The 14,807-nt window shown below is 66.1% G+C and carries 16 protein-coding genes; 9 read left to right on the forward strand and 7 right to left on the reverse strand.

Annotated features, from left to right (window positions below; all coding sequences use genetic code 11):
* Positions 1–86 precede the first annotated feature (86 nt).
* The gene (locus NO362_RS02825) at positions 87–1,241 is read left to right on the forward strand and encodes a DNA primase large subunit PriL (RefSeq protein ID WP_256546663.1); all 1,155 of its coding nucleotides are present in this window, start codon (positions 87–89) and stop codon (positions 1,239–1,241) included.
* 155 nt (positions 1,242–1,396) lie between these two features.
* Here the strand turns inward: NO362_RS02825 and NO362_RS02830 are convergent, their stop codons facing one another.
* Positions 1,397–1,591, reverse strand: coding sequence for a DUF7472 family protein (locus NO362_RS02830; protein WP_121568666.1), 195 nt, complete (start codon positions 1,589–1,591; stop codon positions 1,397–1,399).
* Positions 1,592–1,730: 139 nt separating this feature from the next.
* On the opposite strand from NO362_RS02830, the gene NO362_RS02835 reads away from it, so the two are divergent.
* A complete protein-coding gene (locus NO362_RS02835; RefSeq protein ID WP_256546049.1) occupies positions 1,731–2,537 on the forward strand; it encodes an SWIM zinc finger family protein in 807 nt (268 codons plus the stop codon).
* Positions 2,538–2,564: 27 nt separating this feature from the next.
* Here the strand turns inward: NO362_RS02835 and hjc are convergent, their stop codons facing one another.
* Complete coding sequence (gene hjc / locus NO362_RS02840) at positions 2,565–3,038, reverse strand: Holliday junction resolvase Hjc (RefSeq protein ID WP_256546050.1); 474 nt, start codon at positions 3,036–3,038, stop codon at positions 2,565–2,567.
* A gap of 209 nt (positions 3,039–3,247) precedes the next feature.
* Between hjc and NO362_RS02845 the strand changes: the two genes are divergently transcribed.
* Positions 3,248–4,720, forward strand: coding sequence for a sulfatase (locus NO362_RS02845; RefSeq protein ID WP_256546051.1), 1,473 nt, complete (start codon positions 3,248–3,250; stop codon positions 4,718–4,720).
* 1 nt (position 4,721) lies between these two features.
* Positions 4,722–5,147 carry a GtrA family protein gene (locus NO362_RS02850; protein WP_256288639.1) on the forward strand — a complete coding sequence of 142 codons (426 nt, stop codon included), beginning with the start codon at positions 4,722–4,724 and terminating at the stop codon, positions 5,145–5,147.
* A 39-nt stretch (positions 5,148–5,186) separates the two neighbouring features.
* On the opposite strand, the gene NO362_RS02855 is transcribed toward NO362_RS02850, so the two are convergent.
* Positions 5,187–6,470: an adenosylhomocysteinase gene (locus NO362_RS02855; RefSeq protein WP_256288638.1), complete on the reverse strand. Its 1,284-nt coding sequence runs from the start codon at positions 6,468–6,470 to the stop codon at positions 5,187–5,189.
* A 248-nt stretch (positions 6,471–6,718) separates the two neighbouring features.
* Between NO362_RS02855 and NO362_RS02860 the strand changes: the two genes are divergently transcribed.
* Positions 6,719–7,054, forward strand: a complete 336-nt coding sequence (locus NO362_RS02860; protein ID WP_256288637.1) for a winged helix-turn-helix domain-containing protein — start codon at positions 6,719–6,721, stop codon at positions 7,052–7,054.
* Here NO362_RS02860 and NO362_RS02865 read toward each other — a convergent pair whose 3' ends face one another.
* Positions 7,055–8,362, reverse strand: a complete 1,308-nt coding sequence (locus NO362_RS02865) for an amidohydrolase (protein WP_256546052.1) — start codon at positions 8,360–8,362, stop codon at positions 7,055–7,057.
* 187 nt (positions 8,363–8,549) lie between these two features.
* Between NO362_RS02865 and eif1A the strand changes: the two genes are divergently transcribed.
* The 3 genes from eif1A to NO362_RS02880 all read left to right on the forward strand — a co-directional run bounded on the left by eif1A (position 8,550) and on the right by NO362_RS02880 (position 10,570).
* On the forward strand, positions 8,550–8,840 hold the full coding sequence (gene eif1A / locus NO362_RS02870; protein WP_049985645.1) for a translation initiation factor eIF-1A: 291 nt from the start codon (positions 8,550–8,552) through the stop codon (positions 8,838–8,840).
* A 120-nt stretch (positions 8,841–8,960) separates the two neighbouring features.
* Entirely contained in the window at positions 8,961–9,869 is a 909-nt protein-coding gene (gene rio1 / locus NO362_RS02875) for a serine/threonine-protein kinase Rio1 (protein ID WP_256546053.1), read from the forward strand.
* Between the two features lie 158 nt (positions 9,870–10,027).
* On the forward strand, positions 10,028–10,570 hold the full coding sequence (locus NO362_RS02880) for a KH domain-containing protein (protein ID WP_121568674.1): 543 nt from the start codon (positions 10,028–10,030) through the stop codon (positions 10,568–10,570).
* A gap of 144 nt (positions 10,571–10,714) precedes the next feature.
* On the opposite strand, the gene NO362_RS02885 is transcribed toward NO362_RS02880, so the two are convergent.
* Positions 10,715–11,488, reverse strand: a complete 774-nt coding sequence (locus NO362_RS02885; RefSeq protein ID WP_256546054.1) for a DICT sensory domain-containing protein — start codon at positions 11,486–11,488, stop codon at positions 10,715–10,717.
* 204 nt (positions 11,489–11,692) lie between these two features.
* On the opposite strand from NO362_RS02885, the gene thsA reads away from it, so the two are divergent.
* Positions 11,693–13,342 carry a thermosome subunit alpha gene (thsA, locus tag NO362_RS02890; protein WP_256546664.1) on the forward strand — a complete coding sequence of 550 codons (1,650 nt, stop codon included), beginning with the start codon at positions 11,693–11,695 and terminating at the stop codon, positions 13,340–13,342.
* Positions 13,343–13,637: 295 nt separating this feature from the next.
* Here thsA and NO362_RS02895 read toward each other — a convergent pair whose 3' ends face one another.
* Positions 13,638–13,802 carry a DUF6757 family protein gene (locus NO362_RS02895; protein WP_175454563.1) on the reverse strand — a complete coding sequence of 55 codons (165 nt, stop codon included), beginning with the start codon at positions 13,800–13,802 and terminating at the stop codon, positions 13,638–13,640.
* Positions 13,803–13,867: 65 nt separating this feature from the next.
* Positions 13,868–14,704 (reverse strand): PHP domain-containing protein, encoded by an 837-nt coding sequence (locus NO362_RS02900; RefSeq protein WP_256546055.1) that lies wholly within the window; start codon positions 14,702–14,704, stop codon positions 13,868–13,870.
* Between the last annotated feature and the right edge of the window lie 103 nt (positions 14,705–14,807).

A 14,807-nucleotide genomic window follows, 5' to 3' on the forward strand; every position in this document is an offset into this window, starting at 1 on the left:
TGCGGTCGATCGTCGGTTCTGCCAGATCGGGTCTCCACCGATCGTCGTGTTTATTCGGCGGCGGGCGCAACGCTCGTGCGATGCCGATGGACCCGCTCTACGCGCGCTATCCCTTCTTCGAGGGGGCCCGCGAGGCCGTCCGCGAGGCCGAAATCTCGCCGGCGGCGCTCATCGCCGAGGACGCACCCGCCGTCGAGCGGGGCAAAGAGCGGGTCGAGCGCGCCCTGATGGAGGGCAACGTCGCCGCCGAGGACCCGCGTCGGTGGGACACCAGAGAGGAATTACTCTCGTATCCGATCGCGCGGATCCTCGTCTCGCTGATCGAGACGCCCGCAGCCGTCGAGAAGTACGCCAAAGCCGAGGCGGCGACCGCGCGCGAGCGGTTTCAAACGGACTTCGCGGCCGACGACGACCTCCAGAGCGGTGGCCGCACCCGTGCGTCGCTGGAGGAGGTGCTCCGAGAGTTCGATCTCGCAGACGCCGTGCGCCCCGAGCAGGCGGGCGGGCCTGGAAGCGCGGCCCGCCCCGGCGCCCGCCGAGGCGGTGGGGCAAGCGCCGGCGGCCGGGCCCCGTCGCACTACTGGGTCGAACTGGGATCGTACCTCGACCTCGCGGACGCCGAGTGGGGCAGTCGGTGGCGACTCGTCAACCGCGAGGTCGCCGCCGGCGAGGTCCGTGTCGCGGCCGAGGAACTGTCTCGGATACTCGAAGCGGCCGTCGAGCGCCGCGTCGCGACCGGACTCCCGTTCGAGGTGCGCGGCACCGACGGCGGCGACGCGATCGCGGAGGCGGTCTCGACAGCCGTCGCCGACCTCCGTTCCCTGCTGAACGACCACGACGCGGGGCGAACGACGGTCGACGCCGTCGTCCCCGCGCTGTTCCCACCGTGTATGAAAGCGCTGGTCCGCCGTGCCCGCGGCGACGAGGCACTCCCCGGGCACGCGGAGTTCTCACTCGTCTCGTTCCTCGTCGCGTTCGGGATGGACGCCGCCGACGTGACGACGCTTCTCGACGTCGACGGCGACACGGCGGGGCGCATCGAGACGCGCGTCGAGTACCTGGCGAACGCCGACGGGACACAGTATCCCCCGCCGTCGTGTACGACGATGCAGTCCTACGGCGACTGCGTCGACCCCGACGAGCGCTGTGAGACGATTTCACATCCACTGTCGTACTACACGGACGCGGTACGGGACGCTGGCGACGTTCGCGACTGGCGGGAAACCACGACCGGTGAGTAACAGAACAGCCGTCGTGTGCTGCGCGTGACGAACCGTCGTCGCCGGTGAGTCGGTAAGGGAGTCCTACCGGCGAGTCATACTGTCGGACAGAACGATGTGAAAATCATCGGCACCCGTGGGTACCAACATGATTCACGAACTGCTGTCCGACAGTATCAGTCCTGCAGATACACGCCGACGCCGGCCATCACGAGGACGAACAGCGCGATCGCGCCGACGAGAGCGAGTCCGCCCGTGTCGCCGAGGTCGGGGCCGTACGTGACGCCGATCCCGACGAAGAGGGCGAAGAAAGCGCCGACAGAGACGATAGAGACGACGATCTTCCGGCGCATCTCCGCATCGATATCCATACGTCCGCCTTCCGGTGGCCATTCTAAAAGGGCTTCGATGCGGTTTTCCGGCGGTGAGCTCCACTTGAAACGAGGGTTTAGGTTCGTCCGGAACGTACGTGTAACTAGCGAGAGAGCAGATCTCTCGGGAGCATCAGAGATGACGCACACACGAAACACACCCGCGTCAGAAGCCCCCCCAGCGGACACGAGGGCCGGACGTCCCCACCTCCGACAGCCCCGCGTCCGTCGACAGCGAACCTTTCCCGCGGAAGGGTACGAGGGACGCGCCTACCGCGCCCGCGCCGAGCCGATGACCGTGCGGCCCCTCCGCGACGGCCGCTACGTCGTCGAGAGCGAGGGCGGGACGTACGTCGTCGACGCCGAACGCGAGACCTGCACGTGCCCGGACAGCGCCATCCGCGGGGCGCGCTGCAAGCACATCCGGCGCGTCGCAATCGAAATCGAGTCGGGCCTCGTTCCGGCCCCCGACGAACGCGAGCGCGTCTGTGCCGTCTGCGGCGGCCTGACGTTCGCGCCGGTCGACCAGGACGGCCCCGCGCTGTGTGACCGCCACGACCACGACCCCGGCGACCTCGTCCGCGACCGCGAGACTGGCGCACTGCTCGTCGTCGTCGACCGGATCGGCGACCGCGCCGACGAAGTCCGAACCGGCGAGGGGCGCCTCGTCTCAGAGTACGAGACGAACGCGGCGTACGGCGACCACGAACCGGTGTTCGCGGTCGTGTACGTCGAGTCGCTGCCGGCGGGCGACGCCGTCGACGACTTCGGAACGTGGGTCGACGCACTCAGAGACAGCCGACGGTACCTGTTTCCGGCCTCGCGACTCACGCGCGTCGAACTCCGGGCAGGCGACGAGGAGGGTGGTAAGTCGGGAGAAGCGGACGCAGGTCCGTACTCCGGGCGAACGTCGGGGACGACTGGAGCCGAGACACAGCGGGCGTGAAGCGTCGCTAGGGCGCTTATCGCGCTCTCAGGCGTCGTCGCTGTCGCCGCCGTCCGCCGTCGCGTCCGCTGTCGATTCCTCGACGTCTGTCAGCCGCGCCTGCGCCGGACCGCCGACGAACGACTCGAACGATTCGCCCTCTGCGAGCGCGGTCTCTTTCTTGACGCGGTAGTTACCGCCGTCGGTCACGTGGAGATCACCGGGGTGGAAGAAGTACCACGATTCGCGGTCGAATCGAACGCCGATCCGCGCTTTCGCACCGAAGTTTTGGGCGAAGTAGATGAGGGCTTCGACCTCCTCGCCTGAGAGGTAGATCGGACGGCCGGAACTGGATTTGGCCTCGATGGCGTAGAAGACGTCGCCGTCGCCGGCGAGTACGTCCGGGAGTTCCCGGTCGGTCGCCGATCCCGAGGCGGGGGCGCGCATCACCGCGAAGCCGGCCTCGTCGAGACGGTTGACGAGTTCGCGTTCGCGGCGGTCGCCCTTCCGGTTCGAAGACATACGCTCACTCGGGGAGAGAGGGCCTTAAACCGGACGACACCGGACCGCCCCGCTGCGGATTCGTCGGGAACGTCCGAGATACGGGCGACTCCTTCGAGCACCGCCGCGAGAAATCCGCGGGTATATATGTTTAACATACCATCAATCCACTAATACGCGTATCCGTCGGCGGGCGATCGAGCCGTCGGAGTACCATCACCGACTCACATATGGACGCAGACACTTCGGTCTCGAACGTCGTACTCGTCACCGTCGATTCGCTCCGAGCGGACGCTCTCGGGACGTACGATTCGAGCCGACACACGCCGGTGATCGACGGCCTCGCCGAACGCGGCACGGTCTTCGAGCGGGCTTTCGCGACCGGGAACTGGACGCCGTTCTCCTTTCCGTCGATTCTGGCGTCTCGTCCGGTGTTCGCCGATTCGGGCGATATCGGCGTCGAAGACGTGCCGACGCTCGCACGGGCGCTGTCTGATTCGGGTGTCGCGACCGGCGGTTTCAACGCCGCCAACGGCTTTCTCACGTCGTTTTGGGGCTACGACGAGGGATTCGACGAGTTCGAGCCGTTCGTCGCGAGCGTCGGGTCCAGCCTCTACAGTCGGTATCTCGCCACACATCCGACGGTCGAAGCGTGGCTCCAGTTCGCCGCCTCACCGATCAGACGGATCAAATCGCGACTCGCCGGCAACGTCGACGACCGACCCTTCCTCGACACCTCGCGGATGTTCGACGTCGAACACGCCGCGAGCGACTTTCTCGAAGACGCCTCCGAGCCGTTCTTCCTCTGGATCCACTATATGGACACCCACACGCCGTACGTCCCGGCGCCGCGGTACATCCGAGAGGTCTCCTCGGGCCTGCTCGGCACCCATCGAATGCTACACGCACACACGCGGACCGGCCTCGGCTGGGAGGTCGGGGAACGAACCCTCGCCGAACTGCGGACGCTCTATCAGGCGGCCGCGCGGCAGGTCGACGCCAGCGTCGGGCGACTGCTGGACGAACTCGCCGCGAACGGTCTCGACGACGAGACGGCGATCATCGTCGCGGGCGACCACGGCGAGGAGTTCCAGGAACACGGCCACCTCGCGCACTACCCGAAGCTGTACGACGAATTGATCAACGTCCCGCTCATCGTCGACGTGCCGGGCGCAGCGGGGCGACGGATCGACCGTCAGGTCGGTCTCGACGCCATCCCGCCGACCGTGACGGAGTTGTTGGGCGTCGACGCCCCCGACAGCTGGAGCGGCACGTCACTCACCTCGTCTGTACTCGACGGCGACCCGCCGGCAGACGAGCCGGTCGTCTCGGTCACCGTTCGCGACGAGGAGGTGACGGCCCAGCCGATCCCGCGATCGCTCGCGGACGGTGATCTGCTGGTGAGCGTCCGCGACCGGGAGTGGACCTACATCCGAAACGTCGACGCGGACACCCACGAGCTGTACTACCGCCCCGACGATCCCGATCAGCAGACGGACCTCGCGGCCGGCACCGATGACGACGCGGGTGACGACGACGCTGTCGACGGGAGCCAGGCACGGCGCGTCGTCGACCGCTTCCGACCGCTCGTCGACGCCCACGTCGAACTGCTCCGCGAGGGCGAGGCGAACGCAACCGGCGAAGAGACCGACGCGGTCGACGAAAACCTAGAAGCCCGATTGGAGGCGCTCGGCTACCGATAAGATGATCCGGAGCTTCTTACGCAATCTCCATAGCGGTCCGCTCGCGCTGCAGCTCCGGCGATTCGTCATCGTCGGAGCCGTCACCGCCGGGATTCAGATGCTGCTGCTGTGGCTGTTCGTCGACACTGTCGGCCTGTACTACCTCGTCGGCGCGGTGATCGCGATCGAGATCACGATCGTGCTCTCGTACGTCCTCAACAACGCCTGGACGTTTCAGGCGACCCAGAACACCGGGACTGCGGAGTATCTGTTCGGACTCCTCAAGACGAACGTCGTCCGCGGGACGGCGATTCCGATCCAACTCGCGGTGCTGTATCTGCTCGTCGAGTGGCGAGCCATCCCGTATCTGGTCGCGAACGGCGCCGCGATCCTGATGAGCGGGATCTATCGCTACGTTCTCGACGCGAAGTGGACGTGGGGTCAGTAGCAATCGAGTGCGGGGCAGCCCGCGCGGTCGGCGAGACGGCTATGTGCCGTGACTCCAGCTATCCATATACTCCGCCTGCGTCTCCGTCAGCGAGTCGATGTCGACGCCCTCGGCGTCGAGTTTGATCTCTGCGACCTCCCGGTCGAGGTCGTCGGGGACGTCGTGGACGCCGGCGTCGTACTCCTCGCCGTGTTCGACGAGTTCGCGGACACAGACCGCCTGAATACCGAACGACTGGTCCATCACCTCCACGGGATGGCCGAGCGCGATCGGAGAGGCGAGGTTGACCAGACGGCCCTCGGCGATGACGTTGAGACGGCGGCCGTCGGCCATCTCGTAGGCGCGGACGCCGTCGCGAGCCTCGTACTCGTCGACCGCGAGGTCCGAGAGCGCGTCGAGGTCGATCTCGACGTCGAAGTGGCCGGCGTTCGCGAGCAGGACGCCGTCGTCCATCACCTCGAAGTCTTCGCGAGTGATGACGTCGCGGTTGCCGGTCGTCGTGACGAACACGTCGCCGATCTCGGCGGCCTCGTTCATCGGCATCACGTCGTAGCCTTCCATATGCGCTTCCAGCGCGCGGCGCGGTTCGACCTCGGTGACGATGACGTTCGCGTTCTGGCCGGCGGCCTTCTTCGCGACGCCCTTCCCGCAGTAGCCGTAGCCGGCGACGACGACGTTCTTGCCGGCGTAGGAGAGGTTCGTCGTCATCGCGATCGTCGCGAGCGAGGACTCGCCGGTGCCGTGGACGTTGTCGAAGAGGCGCTTCATCGGCGTGTCGTTGACGGCGAAGACCGGATAGCGGAGTTCGCCGTCGTCGTCCATCGCGCGCAGTCGGTGGACGCCGGTCGTCGTCTCCTCGGCCCCGCCGACGATCGTGTCGATGAGTTCGGGGTAGTCCTCGTGGATGGCGTAGACCATATCCATCCCGTCGTCGACGGTGATCGTCGGCTCGTGGTCGACGACCGACTCGATGGCGGCGTAATAGTCGTCCTCGCCGACGCCGCGCTTGGCGTAGGAGGTGATGTCGTCGTTGGCGTCGAGCGCCGCGCTCACGTCGTCGTGCGTCGAGAGGGGATTACAGCCGGTGATGGCGACCTCGGCGCCGCCGAGCGCGAGGAGTTCGACGAGGTTCGCGGTTTTGGCCTCGACGTGCATCGCCATCCCGATCGTCTGCCCGGCGAGCGGTTTCGACTCTCGGAACTGCTCGCGCAGCTCCCGGAGGATGGGCATATGCTGGAGCGCCCAGTCCATCTTCCGACGGCCCTCTTCGCGAGCGGACTCGAAGTCGTCGAGTTGCTCTCCGATAGGCGGGTACGTACTCATACCCCGGCGTTCGGTCAGGTGCGGCAAAACGCTACCGAACCCCTATTTTGTTGCGTGGAAGCGGTCGGCCACGACGAACGCCGGCCAAAACCGGACCTACAGTCGCATTTGCAACTGATTGCGCACCCGAGCGCACGACAGCGTCTGCTCGGGTGCGTGAAGACTTGCAAATGCCACGATATCAGCAGTCGATTCGACAGCGCGCGGCAGAATCTTTCAAGACTCGTGGCCCACAATAGTCGTTGTAGATGTCTGCACCTGATGGTGAGCAGCGTCGTGGCGAGGGCGGCGCTGAAACCACGCTACCGCGGTCGAAGGCGCTCACGCTTTTGGCGAGCGATACCGGCGTCGCGCTCCTCCGAGCGGCAGGGCGGCCAGCCACGGCCTGCGAACTCAGCGATCGGTCCGGCGTACCGCTGTCGACGGTGTATCGGGAGACCAGCAAACTCGTCGACGCGGGGTTACTGGAAGAGACCGTCCGCGTAGACGTCGAGAACGGGCGGCACGCGAGCGTCTACGAGCGGTCGATCGAATCGCTGACCGTCTCGGTCACGGACGACGGCGTCGACGTCGTCTCCGAGTGATCACTCCGCGCGCGCGACGAGGTCGACCGCGCGTCGTCGCGCCGTCTCGACGACCTGCTTTTCGTCGAGGGTCGTGAGTTCGCGATCCTGCATTAGAATCTGTCCGTCACAGACCGTATGGCGGACGTCTGATCCGCGGACGGCGTACGCCAGATGGCTCACGAGATCGTGCGCGGGCGCGAGGTGCGGCGCGTCGAGGTCGATAATCGCGAGATCCGCGGCGGCGCCGGCCTCCACGCGGCCACCAGGGAGCGAAAGCGCCTCGGCGCCGCCCTGCGTCGCCATCTGTACGGCCGCTTCCGCGGGGACGGCCGAGGCATCGTCGGCCCCGAGTTTGCCGATCATCGCGGCGTCGCGGAGTTCGTCGAAGAGGTCGAGGTCGTTGTTCGAGGCGGCGCCGTCGGTGCCGAGACCGACCGTCACGCCCGCGTCGAGCAGTTTCTGCACCGGTGCAATCCCGGAGGCGAGTTTCATATTCGACGCCGGGCAGTGGACGACCGCCGTGCCGCGCTCGGCCAGCAAGTCGATCTCGCTCTCGTCGACGTGGACGCCGTGCGCGAGGAAGTCCGACTCCGAGAGGAGGCCGACGTCGTCGGCGTACGCGAGGGGACGCTCGTCGCGCTCGGCGACGATCGGCTCGACTTCGTCCCGAGTCTCGTTGGCGTGTGTGTGGATCGGGATGCCGGCGTCGTGCGCGTCGGTGACGGCCTCCCGTAGGAGATCCTCGTCGACGGTCGTCAGCGAGTGCGGCATCACGGCCGTTCGGATCCGACCGTCGGCGGCGCCGTCGTACTCGCGAGCGACGTCGAGGCTCTCCTGAACGTCTGCGCGGGCCTCCGCCTCGTCCTTTCCGACGGTAACGACGCCGTGACCGACGCGGGCGCGCATTCCCGCCTCGTCGACGGCCTCGACGATCTCGGGGACGTGGAAGTACATATCCGCGAACGTCGTCGTCCCCGAGCGAATCATCTCGACGAGGCCGAGTTCGGTGCCGGCGCGGACGTCCTCGGCAGTGAGCGCTGCCTCTGCGGGCCAGATGTCCTCGCGGAGCCACGCGTCGAGCGGCTTGTCGTCGGCGTAGCCCCGGAGAAGCGTCATCGCGACGTGGGTGTGTGCGTTGACTAACCCGGGCATCACGAGTCCGCCCGAGGCGTCGAGCGTCTCGTCGGCGTCGTGTTCGGTCGCCAGCTCCGAGCCGACGGCCTCGATCCGGCCGGCCGTGCGGTCGATCAGCACGTCTGCGTCCACGACGTCGCCGTCGGGGCGGAGCACCCGGCCGCCGGCGACGAGAAGCGTATCGGAATCCATACACGCCGGTACCGACGGCGCGCGTATGACACTGTCGTCTGGGTTTCGTTCGGAAACGGCTGGCCAGCCGTCGCCTGAGACCGTTCGGGGACACGGCTGGCCAGGAGCGCATAGACGAAATCGTTCTGGAGCGTCGGTTACGACGCCTCTCGCAGAACTTAAACCGGGGCGCGACGAACGCCCGCGTATGAGCGACGACGAGAACGGGGGGCGACGTGACCTCCGAATGCCCGACGACGACGAGGTGTTCGCCGTCGTCACGAATATGCTCGGGGCGAACCGCGTGAAAGTCCGGTGTGCCGACGGCGTCGAGCGCACCGCACGAATCCCCGGCCGGATGCAAAAGCGCATCTGGATCCGCGAGGACGACGTCGTCCTCGTCGAACCGTGGGACTGGCAGGACGAGAAAGGGGACATCACCTGGCGCTACGAGAAGTCCGAGGCCGACCAGCTCCGCGAGGAAGGACACATCCAGTGATCCGAGTGTCGGCGTGGACCCGACGCGGGGCGTTCTCGACGGAGTGGAGTCCGTGGCCGGGATCGACGCCGACGCCGTCTTTTCGTACAGCGATTCAGACCGAGCTCCCAACCCACACCAATGAGTGATCCAGACGAGTACGGATTTCTGGAGCCCGAGGAGGCCGAGGGTGTGGGCGACGAGTGGGAAGAGATCGACGTCACCGACACCGAGGCCGATCGGATCGCCCGGCGTCGGGACCGCGAGTTCGACGAGTTCCGCAAGCGCCTGAAGGACGCCGATCAGTTCAAAGTCGAGCAGTCGGTCTTCGACGACGCCACGTTCGCGGCGATCTACAAGCTCGTCCAGGACGGCTACGTCGACGCCTTCGGCGGACCGATCTCGACCGGCAAGGAGGCGAACGTCTACGAAGCGCTCGGGAGTAAAGACGGCGAGGAGCGCGACGTCGCCGTCAAGATCTACCGCATCAACGCCTCGAACTTCCGGCAGATGCGCGAGTACCTGGAGGGAGATCCCCGGTTCGAGGGGCTCGGCAACGATAAAAAGCAGATCGTGCTCGCGTGGACCCGCAAGGAGTTCGCGAATCTCAAACGGGCGCGAGAAGCAGGCGTTCGCGTCCCCGAACCGATCGCCGTCGAACGCAACGTCCTCGTGATGGAGCTCGTCGGGCTCGTCGAAGACCGCGCCCGGCGACTGGCCGAAGTCGACGTGGAGAACCCCGAGACGGCCTACGAGGTCGTGCGCGAGTATATGCGGCGGCTCTACTCGGCGGGGCTCGTCCACGGCGACCTCTCGGAGTACAATATGATCATCCACGACGGCGAACTCGTCGTGATCGACCTCGGACAGGCGGTGACGATCCATCACCCGAACGCCGACGAGTTCCTCCGCCGGGACTGCCGCAACGTGGCCGCGTTCTTCAGTCGACAGGGCATCGAGGTGAGCGGGACGGACCTCTACGACTTCGTCACCGAAGTCGAGCCGGAGCCGTCCGGGACACCCGAGGACCCGGACGACGCTGGCTCCTGAATGGGGTTGCTACAGTAGCGTTTGCACGTCTTCACGCACCGACTCGCACGCAGCCGTGCGATCGGCTGTGGAATCAGGTGCAAACGCTACTATAGGGCGTGTGACCGCGGTACATTCTCGAACAAACTCTTAAACCGTTCCGCCGGGTAGCGGGGTGTATGAAACACGTAAAGGTCCCGCAGGACCGCATCGGCGTCCTCATCGGCGAGGGTGGTGAGACGATGCGCGAGATCGAACGCCGGGCCGAAGTACGTCTCGACATCGACTCCGAGAGCGGGGCGGTCGCCATCGACGACGTCGGCGATCCCGTGAGCGGAATGCTCGCCCCCGACGTGGTTCGGGCGATCGGGCGCGGATTCACGCCCGAGGCGGCGCTGTCGATCCTCGACGACGAACTCCGGACGTTCGAACTCGTCGACCTCGAATCGCACACGCGAAACAAGAACGACCTCCAGCGACAGAAAGGCCGCCTCATCGGCGAGAACGGCCGGACTCGGGAACTGATGGAGGAACTCACCGGTGCCGAAGTCGTCATCAAGGGTACGACCCTGGGCGTTATCGGTCAGCCCGAAGAAGTCGACGCCGTCCGCCGCGCCGTCGGGATGATCCTCGACGGGGCTCCCCACGGTGCGGTCTACTCGTTCCTCGAACGGAAACACAACGAACTGACGCAGGGATTCGACGTCCGACAGTCGGGCTGAGTCGGTCTCTGGACCGGCGAGGCGCTCGTTTTTCGACTATCAGGCTATTTTCGATCCAGCGACGCGGCCGCGTCTGCGACGGCGGAACGGCAAGCGGCAGTATCCGTCGTGATATCAAAGGGATAGCCGCGCAGAAGGTCGGTGCTACGCCGCGCCGTGTTCGTCGCAGAGATACGACGCGACTTGCCGCGCGGCGTCGGCGTCGAGTACCCAGACGCCGTCCCACACCTCGTCGTCTTCGGTGATGGCGACGAGCGCAGCGCCCTCGGCGTCGCTATCCGGAGGCGGTGCGAAGACGACGAACCAGCCGTTTCGGATCTCCGGGACGTCGTCGTTGTGGACGGCCACAGACCACGTATCGAACGGACGCGGATCGCCGATTCCGTAGACGTGCAGGTCGAGATCGGTCTGCGATAGCTGTTCGTACGCACGTGCGGTGCCCCGCTCGTCGGTGATCCGCGAGAGTCGCTGAAAGCCAGTGTGAAGTTCGCCCACCCCGTGCTGCAGCGCCATCGCCTCGATGTACCGGGAGATTTCGATGAGGAGCAGTTTGCCTTTCGTGCCGGCCGGGTAGCCGCGAACGCGGAAGCGGGTGCCTTCCAGGTTGCGGACGACTTCGGGAGTCTCGACTTCCGAGAGCGGACGCGTACCCGTGATGTAGATGTCCGAGTTGACCGCCAGAATCGAGTCGCGAACGTCGCTGAACGCCGATTCTGCGACGACGCTGCCGTCGCGGCGCAACTGGACGACGTTCGAATCGGACAGAACGCGGCTGACCTCCGAGACGGAAACGGGCTGCTCATCGAAGAGCGACTCCAGCATTTGTGCGACCATCGGCGGCTGGTCGCTGTTGACTATAGAGAGGGACGCGGTGTGGCCGTCGTCCGCAAATTCGTCGATGAACTCCCGGAGCGTCATCGAACGTTCGTAAGGCGAGTTCGGATAATAGGGCTTTGCATAGGCGTGACTGAAGTGAGGATATAAAAACGTCATTATGTCAACTTTTACCACGGCTTTCGTCGTCCGCAGTCGGGGTTTCTGGAGCCGGTAGCGTTACTTTTTTATAGAATCACAAACAATCAACGGTTGATTATGTCTCAGCGAATGCAGCAGGGTCAGCCCATGATCATCCTGGGCGAAGACTCCCAGCGCACACAGGGGAAGGACGCGCAGTCGATGAACATCTCGGCAGGGAAGGCGGTCGCCGAGTCCGTCCGGACCACGCTGGGTCCGAAAGGGATGGACAAGATGCTCGTCGACTCCGGCGGATCTGTCGTCGTCACGAACGACGGCGTAACGATCCTCAAGGAGATGGACATCGACCACCCCGCGGCGAATATGATCGTCGAGGTCTCCGAGACCCAGGAAGACGAGGTCGGCGACGGGACCACGACGGCTGTCGTCGTCGCTGGTGAACTCCTCGATCAGGCCGAGGAGCTCATCGAGCAGGACGTCCACGCCACCACCATCGCACAGGGGTACCGCCAGGCCGCAGAGAAGGCCAAGGAGATCCTCGAGGAGAACGCCATCGAGGTCTCCGAGGAGGACCGCGACACCCTCGTCAAGATCGCCGAGACGGCGATGACCGGCAAGGGCGCCGAATCCTCGAAGGACCTGCTGGCCGAACTCGTCGTCGACGCCGTGCTCGCGGTCGCCGACGAGGAGAGCATCGACACGGACAACGTCTCCGTCGAGAAGGTCGTCGGCGGCTCGATCGACAACTCCGAGCTCGTCGAGGGCGTCATCGTGGACAAAGAGCGCGTCCACGAGAACATGCCGTACGGCGTCGAGGACGCCGACGTCGCGCTGTTCGACGGTGCCCTCGAAGTTCGCGAGACCGAGATCGACGCCGAAGTCAACGTCACCGACCCCGACCAGCTTCAGCAGTTCCTCGACCAGGAAGAAGAACAGCTGAAAGAGATGGTCGATCAGCTCGTCGACGTCGGCGCTGACGTGGTCTTCGTCGGCGACGGCATCGACGATATGGCCCAGCACTACCTCGCGAAGGAGGGCATCCTCGCGGTCCGCCGCGCGAAGTCCTCCGACCTGAAGCGGCTGGCCCGCGCGACCGGCGGCAACGTCGTCGGCTCGCTCGACGACATCGAAGCCGACGACCTCGGCTTCGCCGGCTCCGTCGCCCAGAAGGACATCGGCGGCGACGAGCGCATCTTCGTCGAAGACGTCGAGGACGCCAAGTCCGTCACGCTCATCCTCCGCGGCGGCACCGAGCACGTCGTCGACGAACTCGAGCGCGCCATCGAGGACTCCCTCGGCGTCGTGAAGACGACGCTCGAAGACGGCCAGGTCCTGCCCGGCGGCGGCGCCTCCGAGACCGAACTCTCGATGGAGCTCGGCGAGTTCGCCAGCTCCGTCGGCGGCCGCGAGCAGCTCGCGATCGAGGCCTTCACCGAAGCGCTGGACGTCATCCCGCGCACCCTCGCTGAGAACGCCGGCCTCGACCCCATCGAGTCGCTCGTCAACCTCCGCAAGGAGCACTCCGACGGCGACTTCGCTGCCGGTCTCGACGCCTACACCGGTGACATCGTCAACATGGAGGACGACGGCGTCGTCGAGCCCCTCCGCGTCAAGACGCAGGCCATCGAGTCCGCCACCGAGGCGGCCGTGATGATCCTCCGCATCGACGACGTCATCGCCGCTGGCGACCTCAAGGGCGGCGGCAGCGACGACGGCGGCGACGAAGGCGGCGCACCCGGCGGCGCCGGCGGCATGGGCGGTATGGGCGGCATGGGCGGTATGGGCGGCGCAATGTAAGCGTCCTCTCAGGAAAACGCCTACACCACACCCACGACCCTCTGCCCGAACCGCGCGCCGAACGTCCGCAGGCACTGACTTCTTTTATTGCGACCGCGATACGACGAGCGACGCTGCGATAGCGGCGCAGAAAGGCTTTGTCGGTCTAGCGTGAATGATCGGCCGATGGGCGATCCGGCCTGCTACAGAGCGGCGTGTCCAGTGTGCGACGCGCAGGTGACGATCGTCGACGAGGAGTGTCCGGAGTGCGGGCAGCGAATAGAGATCCGGAGGGCGTGACGGACCGCGTCGGTCCTCACTCGGTCCGGTCGATGTCGATCTGTTCGCGGATGGCGGCCAGTTCTTCGGAGTCGGCTAACGCTTCGACCTGCGTCCGGAAGTGCCGCTCACAGAGCCCGACCTTGATTCCGTCCTTCTCCGCGGCGTACGCGGCGTCCCGGTCGCAGTAGTGGCACTTCATACACCCTCTTTGGTGCCGCTCGGGGTTTAACTCTATGCTCCCGGCTATCTACACCGAGAACGGCGTCAGACGCCCGACAGACGGGCGGCGAACGGCTCGAACGCCGACCGTGGCGGTCCGGTCACGCCCAGCGTCCGGTCGTGGGCGTCCGAGCCCCCGAGTCGAAGGAGCGCTGCGTCCTGGGCGATTTCGTCGACGAGCGCACCGTCTTCGCGGTCGGCACTAGAGTCGCTGTAGGGGTAGTAGCGCTCGACGGCGTCGAGTTCGCGGGCGCGCGCTAAGGCACTCTCGGGGTCGGGATAGCGGAACGGGTGTGCGAGTCCGACGACCGCACAGGAGTCCCGCAGGGCGTCGACTCCCGCCGAGAAGGAGGGAACGTATCGCTCGACGTAGCAGGGACCGTCGTTGCCGATCAGGTGTTCGAACGCGCCGTCGTAGTCGTAGGGAGCGTCGCTCTCGTCGATCGCGCGGGCGATGTTCGGTCGTCCGATGCCATCGCGCAGTTCCACGTCGAGGTCGACGCCGAGACGCTCCTCGGCGCGCGCGACGATCTCCGCGCCGCGGCGCTTCCGGTTCTCCTGGATGCGTCTGGTCACCGACAGGATCGACTCGGTTGCTTCGACGCCGTACCCCAGGAGGTCGAGCCGCTGGTCGCCGGCGTCGACGCGGAGTTCGATCCCGCGAACGATGGTGACGCCGTCGCGCGTCGTCACTGGTGCGTCCAGTTCCGGGTGGATCCGGTCGTGGTCCGTCACGGCGACGACGTCGACGCCGCCGTCGCGGGCGACCGCTGGGAGCTCGGGGACCGTTAGCGTCCCATCGGACGCAGTGGTGTGAACGTGGAGGTCCGCCGCCGGTGAAATGTCGGCCGCCGAGGTCGCGTCGTCGCGTTCCCGTGTCACGTCGGAGAGTCGGCGGTGCCGTTTCAAAGCCCTTGCGCCCCGTGTGAAATGTACCCGCGATAAAACTATCCGTGACAAGAGCCCCCGTGAGAGCCATCCACGA

This window comes from Halobellus inordinatus (genome assembly GCF_024498335.1).
Taxonomy (GTDB): domain Archaea; phylum Halobacteriota; class Halobacteria; order Halobacteriales; family Haloferacaceae; genus Haloquadratum; species Haloquadratum inordinatus.

Bases quoted from the DNA above. Each gene is read 5' to 3' on its own strand.
- rio1 (WP_256546053.1), top strand. From the start codon at position 8,961: ATGAGTGATCCAGACGAGTACGGATTTCTGGAGCCCGAGGAGGCCGAG.
- NO362_RS02845 (WP_256546051.1), top strand. From the start codon at position 3,248: ATGGACGCAGACACTTCGGTCTCGAACGTCGTACTCGTCACCGTCGAT.
- thsA (WP_256546664.1), top strand. From the start codon at position 11,693: ATGATCATCCTGGGCGAAGACTCCCAGCGCACACAGGGGAAGGACGCG.
- NO362_RS02885 (WP_256546054.1), bottom strand. From the start codon at position 11,488: ATGACGCTCCGGGAGTTCATCGACGAATTTGCGGACGACGGCCACACC.
- NO362_RS02860 (WP_256288637.1), top strand. From the start codon at position 6,719: ATGTCTGCACCTGATGGTGAGCAGCGTCGTGGCGAGGGCGGCGCTGAA.
- NO362_RS02865 (WP_256546052.1), bottom strand. From the start codon at position 8,362: ATGGATTCCGATACGCTTCTCGTCGCCGGCGGCCGGGTGCTCCGCCCC.
- NO362_RS02895 (WP_175454563.1), bottom strand. From the start codon at position 13,802: ATGAAGTGCCACTACTGCGACCGGGACGCCGCGTACGCCGCGGAGAAG.
- NO362_RS02880 (WP_121568674.1), top strand. From the start codon at position 10,028: ATGAAACACGTAAAGGTCCCGCAGGACCGCATCGGCGTCCTCATCGGC.
- NO362_RS02850 (WP_256288639.1), top strand. From the start codon at position 4,722: ATGATCCGGAGCTTCTTACGCAATCTCCATAGCGGTCCGCTCGCGCTG.
- eif1A (WP_049985645.1), top strand. From the start codon at position 8,550: ATGAGCGACGACGAGAACGGGGGGCGACGTGACCTCCGAATGCCCGAC.
- NO362_RS02835 (WP_256546049.1), top strand. From the start codon at position 1,731: ATGACGCACACACGAAACACACCCGCGTCAGAAGCCCCCCCAGCGGAC.
- hjc (WP_256546050.1), bottom strand. From the start codon at position 3,038: ATGTCTTCGAACCGGAAGGGCGACCGCCGCGAACGCGAACTCGTCAAC.
- NO362_RS02830 (WP_121568666.1), bottom strand. From the start codon at position 1,591: ATGGATATCGATGCGGAGATGCGCCGGAAGATCGTCGTCTCTATCGTC.
- NO362_RS02855 (WP_256288638.1), bottom strand. From the start codon at position 6,470: ATGAGTACGTACCCGCCTATCGGAGAGCAACTCGACGACTTCGAGTCC.
- NO362_RS02825 (WP_256546663.1), top strand. From the start codon at position 87: ATGGACCCGCTCTACGCGCGCTATCCCTTCTTCGAGGGGGCCCGCGAG.